Origin of the sequence: Thalassobaculum salexigens DSM 19539 (genome assembly GCF_000423805.1) — a bacterium.
Taxonomy (GTDB): domain Bacteria; phylum Pseudomonadota; class Alphaproteobacteria; order Thalassobaculales; family Thalassobaculaceae; genus Thalassobaculum; species Thalassobaculum litoreum.
In genome coordinates this window covers 2107253-2118506 of sequence record NZ_KE384093.1, presented here as the reverse complement: position 1 = coordinate 2118506, position 11254 = coordinate 2107253, and the positions used below count along the sequence as shown (strand labels likewise).

Genomic DNA, 11254 nt, shown 5'->3' with positions numbered 1-11254 from the left:
CCCTCGCCGCCGGGGATTGGGAGGGCGTCCCAGCCTGCGTCCTGGCCAAGCATCTGGGGCCATCGCCAGTCGATCCGGTTGCCTGGGATTGTTCGGCTGAAACGTCATTTTGCTTCCGCCCTGAGTGCCGGTGGAATTGCTCGGCAACGATAGCTTGGCCGCCGTCGTCCACATGAACATGCCGCACGGTCTGCTCTCGCGGCTGGTGGAGTTTGGCGAGGGCTTCCAGGGTTGCACGGCAATTGGACTGCGCCTTCAGGGCGAGGCGTGCATACCGGTCGGCAGCGTGCGGATACTCCCCCATGTTGAGGGCCGCGCACCGGCCAAGTTCGGTGAACATGCTGTCGAGGGTGATCGCCAGGTCCGCGATCGTCTGCTCGCCCTTCAGTGCCTCAAGGGCGACACGGGCTTTGAAATCCGGCTTGTATTGCTTGCGCTTCGACAGCTCTGATCTCCTCTCTCGAAGATCAGCAGACTTCACACCGTAGCTTCCGTCTCTGTCCAACCGATGGGGAGCAGCTCAGCCTGTCGGGGCGCTCGCCGACTGATTTTCACCTTACACTCTAAGTATGACAACGTCAGGCACCCAGCCAGTCGAGCAGTTCCTGGCGGTCGGTCGCCGCGCGCACGGCCATGGGTCGCAGGTCCAAGGTCATGGCGCTGTAGGCGCGGACGAGCAGCACGTCGGCCGTGCTCTGCACCAGGACCGCGGTCCTGGCATCGGCCCCACGGGCGGCGGCGAACTGGCGGCCCGCCGCGGCAAGATCCTTGAAATCGCCGATCTCCAACATCGCCAGCGAGGCGCGGCTGAAGTTCCAGAGCACGTGGCTGAACGTGGCGTCGGGAAACGTGGCATGGATGAAGGCCAACAGATCGTCCGCCGCCGGGTAGCCCGTCACGATCATCTCGATCGTCCGCTCGTTCAGCATGGTCGTGCTGAACCCGACTCCGTCCGTCATTTTCGCCCCCTTTGCCGCTGTTTTCGGCCTTCCGTGATGGCCTGCGGCTTGGTGGAAGGGTGAGGCATCGGTTATGCGCTGCCAAGTCCCGATGGTCCCGAATGCCTTCCGGCTTCCGCTCCACGGCATGAAGGGCGGCAGCGCACGTGCCGATCAGCGGCAGCGTGTGTCACCAGGCGGACAGACATCCAGGGCAACCCGACGGTCTCAAATCCAGTGATCGCCCCTTTAGGTTATAGAATGCGGTTCGGCCAAAAGACGTGCGACGGGACCGATCGGCCCGGCCGGATTTGGCGATCTGTGTTACGGAGTTTCTGGTTAACACGCATTTCCAGGGTTTTGCGTGATATAGACGCATTTGATAAATTCAGTAAGCTGCGTCAGAATGTGATCGCCAAGAAATTCTTCGTTCATGAAAACTCTTCCAATTAGGAAGTATGGTCAGTTCAATCGACGCTATCCATATTCAATCTCTGAAGATACGGCTAAGCGCACGCGAAGACAATGGAGCATGAATAGATGTCCGAATTAGATCAGAAATCATCAAAAACAAAAAGGAGAAGCTTTGAACTTATTGATGAAGAGATAAAGAATGATCCGGTGGGGTCTGAACCAAAAATACGGTTGCTTTACAATAAAATCGTAAAGACAGAGAACGATACTGGAAAAATATTTAATCTAAAATATCGTGTCTATGTCTGTGCTCTAGCTTCTTCCGAAATCCTTGAAAAAAAAAATATTGGCCAAAATGAATTTGTGTTTCACGGAAATATGTATAGCGCAGAATTGGAGCCGAAGAATGACGATTTAGATGATTTTGATCCGGCGGAGTTTAGTTCGTTTCAAGAATATTTTCTAACTGAAGCAAATAAATCCCCTGAATTTATGTCAAATGATTTTTGGAAGAATAAAGAAAGAGATACGTCTGTCTTTTTTGAGAAAGAGAATTTCAAATCCTTTAAGAGGCATTACGGTCATGTTTTGAGTAATTTCATAGGCGGTCGGTTTCCCGAAGATTTTCAGGAATTATTTAAATTTATTATGAAAATGGGTGATAACCGTATATTAGCGGATGTCCATGAAGATTTTGATGCCCGGCATATTGAGTTAATATTTAGCGCCACTCCAACAAACAAACCTCAGGATGCTTACGCAACCTTTAAACAATATGTACTCTACACCAGCGCCATGTGGCGTATGGCCGTATATCTCGATGAGGCAAAGAATTTAACGCGAGTTTCCGAATCTCTTATCGGCAACCCGTACCGAATTCGTTTCAACGGCCGTCTCATCTCTCAAGATCTGGCGCGATCCGTCACCGAATACAATCTGCTATCCAAATATATTAACAGCACCTCTAAGAGCAGGGTGCTGGAGATTGGAGCGGGATATGGTCGGCTAGGTGAAGTATTCCATCAACTGTCAGACGTCCAATATATAATTGTGGACATCATGCCCTCGATCTTCGTGTCACGATTCTATTTGGAGCGCAGGCATCCGAAATCGAAAATACTGGATTTTCGCGACATCGCTAAAATTGACCGACTACCCGATAACTTCGAGGAATATGACTTTATCTTTCTTACTCCAAATCAACTAAAGTATCTGCCTGATGAATCAGTCGATATGGTCATTAATATAAACTCCTTTATGGAAATGAGCCGGACCGCCGTCGACTCCTATTTTTCCGAGATCGACCGTCTTTCAAATGGTTTCCTCTATACAAAACAATGGTTCAGAAATCTTAGTAAGAAGGGCGTAGAGTTGTTCAATAAAAACAACTACCCAGTCAAAGGACACTGGAAACTGGTCCGGGAGCAGTACGATCAGCTACACATAAAATTCTTTGAACAAATCTGGAAATTGGGCGGTTAGACAGCGTCCGGCGCGCTTGTCCGCTGGATCTTGCACCAATGCTGACGGTGGAGTGCTCCCGGACGTACTCTCGGCCGTTCCTCCCGAGAGGAAACAGCGCCTCTCACGCCTGCCGCAGCACCGCTTCCCCGGCCGCGGCGACGGCGGCGGCGAGGCCTTCGATCGGCGCTATGGAATTGTGCAGCAGGCCGAGGCCGTAGCGGCGGTCGGCGGCGAGGATCAGCGCCTGGCCCAGGTCGTCGCGGCCCTGCACGCGGGCGCTGTTCGCCACGCCGAGGCCGGTCCGGGTGACGGCGATCAGCCCGGCATCGATGTCCGGATCGCCCTCCAGCACCGCCTCCACCGCGTGACGCGGCGGCAGCCCCTTCCCGATCAGCGCCAGAGCCGCCCGGTTCGCCGCGACGCCCTCGGCGGTCGCCAGGTTGGGCAGCCGGTGGCCGGTCACCAGCCCGGCGGGGCCGGCAGCGAGGAACTGGGAGAGCGGCTCCGGCCGGTCCGGCCCGCTGGTGATCACCCCGGCGACCTCCGCCTCCGCCATGCGGGCGAGCGCGTCTGCCCGCCCCCGGCCGGCTTGCGCCCGGCCATATTGCGCGCGGAGGGTGGCGAGGCCGCCGCGCTGGCACTCCAGCGATTCCGGCTCGCCGTCGGCGCCGAGCACGGTGAACACGGCGAAGCCGTGCAGGTCGCCCGCCGCGCGCCGTTCCGCCTCGGCCCAGGCCGCGAGCACCGCCGCTCCGGCTCTGCGCCCGAAGGCACCGATTCCGATCGTCATGTCCGCCGCTTTCCTGCCCGTATCGGGTCCCGCGCTGGCCGGGATTATACGTGAGTCGTGTTCCTGACGGCCATGAACGGACGGCGATTTCGGAACCGGCCCGCGGTCTGTCGTGTTCCCCCAGGAGGACACACCGCCCCTGACGGAAGGACAGACGATGAGCCCCCCCATCGCCAGCCGCCTCAGCACATCCCGTTTTGCGCCGGAAGGTGTGGGGTCGGGCGGCCCCGCCGACCGCCCCGAGCGCACGCGGAATGCCCTGCCCGAGCGCACGCGGATCACCCTGAGCGTCAACGGGACGCGCCATACCCTCGACCTCGACAACCGCACCACCCTGCTCGACGCCCTGCGCGAGGAGTTGACGCTGACCGGCAGCAAGAAGGGCTGCGACCATGGCCAGTGCGGCGCCTGCACCGTCTCGGTGAACGGCACGCGGGTGAACGCCTGCCTGTGCCTCGCGGTGATGCATGACGGCGATGCGGTGGAGACCGTCGAGGGGATCGGCACGCCCGACCGGCTCGACCCGATGCAGGCGGCCTTCCTGGCCCATGACGCGTTCCAGTGCGGCTACTGCACGCCGGGCCAGATCGCCTCGGCCCGCGCGGTGATCGAGGAGGTGCGCGCCGGCATCCCGTCCCATGTCACCGGCGACCTGAGCGCGGAGATCGCGCTGACCGACGCGGAGATCCGCGAGCGCATGTCCGGGAACATCTGCCGCTGCGGCGCCTATTCCAACATCCTCGCCGCGATCATCGAGGTCGCCGAGAGCGCGGAAGAGCCAACCGACGCGACACGGGAGAAGAACCGATGAGAGCGTTCTCCTACGAGAAGGCGCGCGACCCGGCCGCCGCCGCGGCCCGGGCCGCCGAGATCGACGGCGCCCGCTTCATCGCCGGCGGCACCAACCTGGTCGACCTGATGAAGCTGGAGATCGAGCGTCCCGGCCACCTGATCGACGTGACCGGCCTCGGCCTCGACGAGATCACCGGGACCGACGACGGCGGACTGCGGATCGGCGCGCTGGTCAGCAACACCGCCCTTGCCGCCGACAGTCGGGTGCGACACGACTACGCGGTGCTTTCGCGCGCCATCGTCGCCGGCGCCTCGGGCCAGCTCCGCAACAAGGCGACCACCGGCGGCAACCTGCTGCAGCGCACCCGCTGTCCGTATTTCTACGACACCGACCAGGCCTGCAACAAAAGGACGCCCGGCAGCGGCTGCGCGGCGCTGAGCGCCGGGGCGTTCTCGCGCCAGCTCGGGATCGTCGGGACGTCGGACTCCTGCATCGCCACCCATCCGTCCGACATGGCGGTCGCCATGCGGATCCTGGATGCCGAGGTGGAGACGGTGACGCCGTCCGGCGACACCCGGCGGATCGCCATCGAGGCGTTCCACCGGCTGCCCGGCGACACGCCGGAGCGGGAGACCGCCCTGGCGCCGGGCGAGCTGATCACCGCCGTCACCCTGCCCGCTCCGGTCGGCGGCCACCACGCTTATCACAAGGCGCGCGACCGGGCGTCCTACGCCTTCGCGCTGGTCTCCGTCGCCCTGATCCGCCAGCCCGACGGCAGCGGCCGGGTGGCGCTGGGCGGGGTGGCGCCGAAGCCCTGGCGCTCGGCCGAGGCCGACGCGGAACTGCCGAACGGGGCCGCTGCGGTGATGGCCCGCCTGCTGGAGGGCGCGCGCCCGACCGACCAGAACGCCTTCAAGATCACGCTCGCCGAACGGACGCTGGCTACCCTGATGGCCGCCCCAAGCTCCGAGGAGTAATCCGATGGACTTCACGCATCCCGCCGAAGACAACCGCTTCGACCATGCCGGCATCGTCGGCCGGCCGATGGAGCGCCGGGACGGGCCGCTGAAGGTCACCGGTACCGCCCCCTACGCCTACGAGCGGCACGACGTGGTCGCCGGTCAGCTCCACGGCTATCCGCTGGGCGCCGGCATCGCCAAGGGCCGGATCACCGCGATGGACGCCGAGGCCGCCCGCAAGGCACCCGGCGTGCGCGCCGTGGTCACGACCCTCGACATCGACCCGCTGCCGATCTCCGACGACAACACCGCCCGGCTGTTCGGCGGCGACGCGGTCGGGCATTACCACCAGGCGATCGCCGTCGTGGTGGCCGACAGCTTCGAGCAGGCCCGCGCCGCCGCCGGCCTGATCCAGGTCAGCTACGCGCCGGATCCGGTGGAGGCCGATCTGGAGGCCGCGTTCGCGCGGCTGCAGGGCACCGGCGAGCCGTCGACCGAGATCGGCGATGTGGACGCCGCCTTCGCCGCCGCCGAGGTCACGCTGGACGCGACCTACCGCACCCCGTCCCAGAGCCACGCGATGATGGAGCCGCATGCGTCCATCGTCGACTGGTCGGACGGCGGCGACATGACGGTGTGGACCTCCAATCAGATGATCGAGTGGGCCTGCACCGCGCTGGCCGACACCTTCGGCCTGGACAAGGAGCGCATCCGGGTCGACAGCCCGTTCGTCGGCGGCGGGTTCGGCGGCAAGCTGTTCCTGCGGGCCGACACGGTGCTCGCGGCGCTCGGCTCCCGGGCGGTCGGCGCGCCGGTCAAGCTCGCCCTGCCCCGGCCGATGATCATGAACAACACCACCCACCGCTCCGCCACGATCCAGCGGATCCGCCTGGCCGCCGGACGCGACGGGAAGCTCACCGCCATCGAGCACGAGGCGGCGTCCCATGCCCTGCCCGACGGCAAGGGCGAGAGTTCGACGGCGCAGACCCCGTTCTTCTATGCCGCGCCCAACCGACGGGTGACCGAGCATCTGGCCCGGATGCACCTGCCCGAGGCCAATGCCATGCGCGCGCCCGGCGAGGCGGCCGGGCTGATGGCCCTGGAGATCGCCATGGACGAGATGGCGGAAAAGCTGGGCATGGACCCGGTCCGGTTCCGAATCGTCAACGACACCCAGGTCAACCCGAGCGACCCGGACATGCCGTTCTCCGACCGGCACTTCGTGGAATGCCTGGAGCGCGGGGCGGCCGAGTTCGGCTGGGACGCCCGGAACACCGCCCCCGGCGCCACAAGCGACGGCGACTGGTGGGTCGGCCACGGCATGGCCGGCGCCTATCGCGGCTCCCCCACCCTGGATTCCGGCGCCCGGGTGCGGCTGGAGGCGGGCAAGCTGGTAGTGGAGACCGACATGACCGATATCGGCACCGGCTCCTACACCATCCTGGCCCAGACCGCGGCCGAGGCCATGGGCCTGGAGATCGACGACGTGGAGGTCCGGCTCGGCGACAGCGCCTATCCGGTCTCCTCGGGGTCGGGCGGCCAGTTCGGCGCGGTCAGCGCCACCTCCGGCGTCTATGCCGCCTGCCTCGCCCTGCAGGACCGCATCGCCCGGCAGCTCGGCGTCAATGCAGCCGAGTTCCGCGACGGCAAAGTGATCGCCGGCGATACGCAGACCGTCCTGGCCGATCTGGACGGTCCGGTGGAGGCCGAGGACAAGATGTCCTTCGGCGACTTCAAGTCGGACTACAAGGTGGCGACCTTCGGCGCACATTTCGCCGAGGTCGGGGTGCATCGCGGCACCGGCGAGATCCGGGTGCGGCGCATGCTGGCGGTCTGCGACAGCGGCCGGATCCTCAACCCGCTGACCGCCCGCAGCCAGGTGATCGGCGGCATGACCATGGCCACCGGGGCCGCCCTGTCGGAGGAACTCGCGACCGACACGGGCCGATCCTATTTCGTGAACCACGACCTGGCCGGCTACGAGGTTCCGGTACATGCCGATATCGGCCGCCAGGAGGTGATCTTCCTCGACACCCTGGACGCGGTGGCCAGTCCGCTGAAGGCCAAGGGCGTGGGCGAGCTCGGCATCTGCGGCGCGGCGGCGGCGATCGCCAACGCCGCCTACAATGCCAGCGGCGTGCGGGTGCGCGACTATCCCCTCACCCTGGACAAGATGGTCGGCGGCTTTCCCGCGCTTTGAATGGGGCCGGGGGTGCTACAGCCCGGCGTCCCCGTCATCTCAGCGGCAGGATCCTGGCGATCTCCGAGGGGCAGACCGGCTTCTCCACCGAACCGACGATGGTCAACCCACGGGCGCGGCCATAGGATTCCGCGACCTGGAGCAGGTTGCTCATCACGCCGCTGACCAGAAAGATCGGGGTCTTCGTGAGCCCGAGTGCAGACATCTGCTCCAGCACCTTCAGCCCGTCGGTATGATTGCCCAGGATCAGGTCGAGGATCACCAGGCCGTGCTCGTCCATCTCGAGCGCGGCCAGATCCGGTAGCTCGTGAAAGCAGCGGATCTGATCGACGCCTTGGGCCTTCAGGGTCCGGGCCAGCGCCTCGCAGTCGTCCTCGCAATCATCGATGATGAAGATCCTGCCCATCAAGCCTCGTGACTCCGGTTCATTGTCGCGCCTCCAATTGTACCATGCCTCCGATTGTGTTCGGAGTGTCGGCGCCGGAAGCGCTTCAACCGAAAGTATGGATAAAACTTTAATAAAAACTTGATCCGAATCAGGGCGTCCTAGATAAAATCCTCTAGTTCAGGTATCTGGATGCCACCTGATTAACATGGTTAATTCAATGGCTTGGTCGAAACTGGCGGAGAGACCGGCGCGCGGCCGCCTTTATCGAGGGCGGGCGCCGTGGTAATCCGGACCTCCCCGACCGGCCGCCTTTCCCTCACCCTACGGGCGAAATATGTTCTTCTGGTCTGTGCGGCCGTCGTGCTGTCGATCATCGCGGTCAGCGTGCCGTATTTCTTCTGGGTTGAGCGGCTCACCCTCGCCAAGGCGACCGATGCCCTGAATTCCGAGGCGGAGCTGGTCGCCGCCCAGGTCAAGGGGCACATCGAACAGCTCCGCAACGATGTGCTGACGGTCTCCCGCATGCCGCCGCTGAAGGAAATCGTCCGCTCGACGCGCAACGGCGGCGCTGAACCGCCGGACGGCGTCACCGAGGCCCAGTGGCGCGAGCAGGTGGAGATCATCTTCTCCTCGATCGTGGCGGCGCGGCCGGACTACGCGCAGATGCGCTACATCGGTCTGGCCGACGACGGGCTGGAACTCGTCCGCGTGGATCAGTCGGAGGACGGGTCTATCCGGGTCACCGGGGAGGCGGACCTGCAGCCCAAGGCGTCGCAGCCCTATTTCCGGGACAGCCTGACCCTCGCCCCGGGCGAGGTTTATTTCTCCGACATCACGCTGAACGTCGATTTCGGCCAGACGGAAGCCGACAACCCCATGCTCCGGGCGGTGACGCCGGTCGCGGACAGCGCGGGCCAGACAGAAGGCTTGCTCGTCATCAATGCCCATTTCGGCCGCGTGGTCCGTGAGATCCTGCAACGAATCCCGCCCTCCCGGGAGCTGTATATCGTCACCGAGGCGGGCGACTACGTGCGCCGCAGCGCCTCCGGCCGGGTCGACGATCTGGTTCTGGCAGGCGCGGGACACGGCCTGCCGCCGCATCTCAGCAGGTCGATCGCGGCGGACGGCGACGGCGTGCACGGCGCCAGTACGCATGTCTACGACGACGGGGTGGTCAGCACCGTGCGCTTCGCCCCGGAGGTGGCGCGCTCCGTCGGCATCGTCGTGGTGCTGAGCCAACCCCGCGCGCTGCTGCTGAAGGAGGTGAGCGAGGCCCGGCGCTCGGCCATTCTTCTCGCCCTCGGCCTGATTCCTGTTATGGCGCTCGTCGCCTTCCTGATCTCCCGGTGGCTGACGGCCCCCCTTCTCCGCCTGGCCACCGCGCTGCGCCGCGGCACGCCGGGCAACGAGGCGGTCAACCTGCCGACCGACCGGCCGGACGAGATCGGCGAGGTGGCGCGGGCGCTGGAGACGCTGATCGACAGGCGGCGGCGGATCGAGGCCACCCAGGCCGCCACCCTCGCCCGCCTGCAGTCGATTCTCGACAACACCGTGGACGCGATGGTCACCGTGGACACAGCGGGCATCATCCGGAGCTTCAACAACGGGGCCTCCAAGGTCTTCGGCTACTCGCCCGGCGAGATCATCGGCCGCGGCATCGACACCCTGATGGTCGATCCGGCCGCCTCCGGCCCCGGAGTTCGTGATGATTCTGGCGACAATCCTGGCGACAATCCTGGCGACGACCGCCGGGGCGGCACGCGTCTGCTTCGGGGACCCGACCGAAAAGGCGTTCTCCGCGAGCTGCGGGAGCAGGATGCCCGGACCAAGGACGGCCGGATCATCCCGGTCGAGTTCACCGTCAGCGCGGTGCAGACCGACGACGGCGACATCCTGAGCTGCATCATCCGCGAGATCAGTGAACGCAAGCGGCTGGAGGCGGAGATCAGCGCCCATGCCGAGGCGCTCGAGCGCAGCAATACCGAACTGGAGGAGTTCGCCTACATCGCCTCCCACGACCTGAAGGAGCCGCTGCGGGCGATCAGCAACCACACCCAGTTCCTGGCGGAGGATCACGGCCACAAGTTGGACGAGGACGGCCACCGGCGCATCGCCCGGCTGAAGGAACTCTGCGCCCGCGCCGATCGGCTGATCAGCCAACTGCTGCATTTCTCGCGCCTGGGTCGCGACGCGCTCAAGTTCGAGCAGGTCGATCTTCGCGCCCTCGCCGAGGAGATCCGAGCGGATCTGGCCGAGACCCTCGCGGCGAACAACGCAGAGGTCCGCATCGCGCCGGATCTGCCCACGGTGCGCGGCGACCGCTCGCGTCTGACCAGCCTGATCTACAACCTCGTCGTCAACGGCCTGAAATACAACGACCATGAGGCGCCGCTGGTCGAGATCGGCGTCCGGCAGGACGGAGCCGAGCCCGCGGGGCGGGTCGCATTGTTCGTGCGCGACAACGGAATCGGCATCGCGCCGGAGTTCCACGACACCGTGTTCAAGATCTTCAAGCGGCTGAACAGCGAGAAGGCCTATGGCCCGGGGACGGGGGTGGGTCTGAGCTTCGCGCGCAGGATCGTGGAGCGGCATGGCGGCCACCTGAGCTTCGAGTCGGCGCCCGGCGTCGGCACGACCTTCTTCTTCGACCTGCAAGGGAGTACGCCATGAAACCTTTGGCGGAAGTTCAGCCCCTCCTCATCGTGGAGGACAGCGACGACGACTACGAGGCGACGGTGCGGGCGCTCAAGCGCGACGGGCCCCTGGCCAACCCGATCCTGCGCTGCGAGAACGGTCGCGAGGCGCTGGATTATATCAAGCGCATGGGCAGCCCCGAGTGTCCCCGTCCGGGGCTCGTCCTGCTGGACCTGAACATGCCTGGCGTTGACGGCCGCGAGGTCCTGAAGACGCTGAAAAGCGACCCGGCCCTCTCCACGATCCCCGTGGTGATCCTGACCACGTCGGATGACGAATGGGACGTCAACAACTGCTACGAGGCCGGCGCCAACACCTACATCAAGAAGCCGGTGGACCTGGAAGGGTTCTTCTCGGCGCTGAGGTCGCTGCGGGAATACTGGCTGCAGGTCGCGATCCTCCCGCGCGACCCGACCCACGCCGGGTCTGACGATGGCGATTGACAGCGGTCCGCCGCCCCCGTAGCTACGGCGACGGGTGAGAGACGCCCGCCGCTCGCCGGGCGTGTCCCGACGGTGAAGATCTCCCGGCCGCCTCGGCCGCGAAGACAGTGCGGTACGTGACCCCTCCTCCGGTCCGGCGGCAAGGCGAGCCCCGCTCTGCGCGACCGTATG

Annotated in this window: 10 protein-coding genes; 7 read left to right on the top strand and 3 right to left on the bottom strand. The window is 64.6% G+C overall.

All coding sequences use genetic code 11. The annotated features are described in order from the left end of the window. The first annotated feature begins 130 nt into the window (after positions 1 to 130). Entirely contained in the window at positions 131 to 451 is a 321-nt protein-coding gene (locus tag G578_RS29565) for a hypothetical protein (protein WP_028794808.1), read from the top strand. Between the two features lie 127 nt (positions 452 to 578). Here G578_RS29565 and G578_RS0114280 read toward each other — a convergent pair whose 3' ends face one another. Next, on the bottom strand, positions 579 to 959 hold the full coding sequence (locus G578_RS0114280) for a hypothetical protein (protein ID WP_028794807.1): 381 nt from the start codon (positions 957 to 959) through the stop codon (positions 579 to 581). 519 nt (positions 960 to 1478) lie between these two features. Here G578_RS0114280 and G578_RS29130 point away from each other — a divergent pair. Then, complete coding sequence (locus tag G578_RS29130) at positions 1479 to 2834, top strand: putative sugar O-methyltransferase (RefSeq protein WP_084618894.1); 1356 nt, start codon at positions 1479 to 1481, stop codon at positions 2832 to 2834. Between the two features lie 103 nt (positions 2835 to 2937). Here the strand turns inward: G578_RS29130 and G578_RS26430 are convergent, their stop codons facing one another. Then, positions 2938 to 3606, bottom strand: coding sequence for a DUF6963 family protein (locus G578_RS26430; RefSeq protein WP_051244805.1), 669 nt, complete (start codon positions 3604 to 3606; stop codon positions 2938 to 2940). A 157-nt stretch (positions 3607 to 3763) separates the two neighbouring features. Here G578_RS26430 and G578_RS26425 point away from each other — a divergent pair, with 157 nt between their 5' ends. Genes G578_RS26425 through paoC form a run of 3 tightly spaced genes read left to right on the top strand, consistent with a single transcriptional unit; the run spans position 3764 to position 7558 of the window. Beyond that, on the top strand, positions 3764 to 4417 hold the full coding sequence (locus G578_RS26425) for a 2Fe-2S iron-sulfur cluster-binding protein (RefSeq protein ID WP_084618893.1): 654 nt from the start codon (positions 3764 to 3766) through the stop codon (positions 4415 to 4417). Next, complete coding sequence (locus tag G578_RS0114265) at positions 4414 to 5376, top strand: FAD binding domain-containing protein (RefSeq protein ID WP_028794806.1); 963 nt, start codon at positions 4414 to 4416, stop codon at positions 5374 to 5376. Before G578_RS26425 ends, G578_RS0114265 begins: the two co-directional genes overlap by 4 nt. A gap of 4 nt (positions 5377 to 5380) precedes the next feature. Beyond that, positions 5381 to 7558, top strand: a complete 2178-nt coding sequence (gene paoC, locus G578_RS0114260; RefSeq protein WP_028794805.1) for an aldehyde oxidoreductase molybdenum-binding subunit PaoC — start codon at positions 5381 to 5383, stop codon at positions 7556 to 7558. A gap of 34 nt (positions 7559 to 7592) precedes the next feature. On the opposite strand, the gene G578_RS0114255 is transcribed toward paoC, so the two are convergent. After that, positions 7593 to 7964 (bottom strand): response regulator, encoded by a 372-nt coding sequence (locus G578_RS0114255; protein WP_028794804.1) that lies wholly within the window; start codon positions 7962 to 7964, stop codon positions 7593 to 7595. Positions 7965 to 8225: 261 nt separating this feature from the next. On the opposite strand from G578_RS0114255, the gene G578_RS28500 reads away from it, so the two are divergent. Continuing rightward, complete coding sequence (locus G578_RS28500) at positions 8226 to 10616, top strand: ATP-binding protein (protein WP_051244804.1); 2391 nt, start codon at positions 8226 to 8228, stop codon at positions 10614 to 10616. Beyond that, entirely contained in the window at positions 10613 to 11083 is a 471-nt protein-coding gene (locus G578_RS0114245; RefSeq protein WP_028794803.1) for a response regulator, read from the top strand. Before G578_RS28500 ends, G578_RS0114245 begins: the two co-directional genes overlap by 4 nt. The last annotated feature ends 171 nt before the right edge of the window (positions 11084 to 11254 follow it).